This window comes from Methylobacterium organophilum (assembly GCF_022179465.1).
In the GTDB taxonomy this organism is placed as follows: Bacteria; Pseudomonadota; Alphaproteobacteria; order Rhizobiales; family Beijerinckiaceae; genus Methylobacterium; species Methylobacterium organophilum.
In genome coordinates this window covers 1-575 of record NZ_BPQV01000028.1, presented here as the reverse complement: position 1 = coordinate 575, position 575 = coordinate 1, and the positions used below count along the sequence as shown (strand labels likewise).

General features: G+C 69.2%; 1 protein-coding gene. It reads left to right on the top strand.

Annotation, left to right across the window (positions count from 1 at the left end):
- A partial coding sequence (locus tag MFF21_RS23690) for a recombinase family protein (RefSeq protein WP_238315047.1) occupies positions 1–575 on the top strand: 575 nt, incomplete at both ends.

The window sequence follows — 575 nt, the reverse complement described above, 5'->3', positions numbered from 1 at the left end:
TTCGCCCGCGTCCTTGATCTGGCGGCTGCTGGCGGCTTCGACGTCCTGCTCGTTGCGAAGATCGACCGGCTGTCCCGAGACATCCGCCACGCACTCACCACGGTCTCGGATCTCGCCGAGCAGCACGAGGTGGCGTTCCGGTCGGTGACGGAGTCGGTGATCGACACGTCGAACCCGATGGGCCGGACCTTCTTCGCGATCTTCGCCGGCATGGCGGAAAACGAGCGGTTCGTGATCCGGGACCGCACCGCGGGCGGGCGCATGGCCAAGGCCGCAAAGGGCGGCTTCGCCGGCGGGCAGGCGCCCTACGGCTACACCAAGGACCTGCAGGGCGGCCTCGCCGTCGTTCCGGATCAGGCCCGGGTCGTGAAGCGGATCCATCAGGAGCGGCGGCGGCGGCGGACGCTCCAGGCGATTGCGGACGGCCTGAACGCCGACGGCATCCCGTCGCCGAAGGGCGGCATCTGGCGGGTCTCCACGCTCGCCAAGCTGCTCGACAATCCGAAGCACCGCGGCGTCATCGAATACCTGTTCACCTGGAACGGGGCCGAGACGCACGTCCTCCAGCAAGGCGC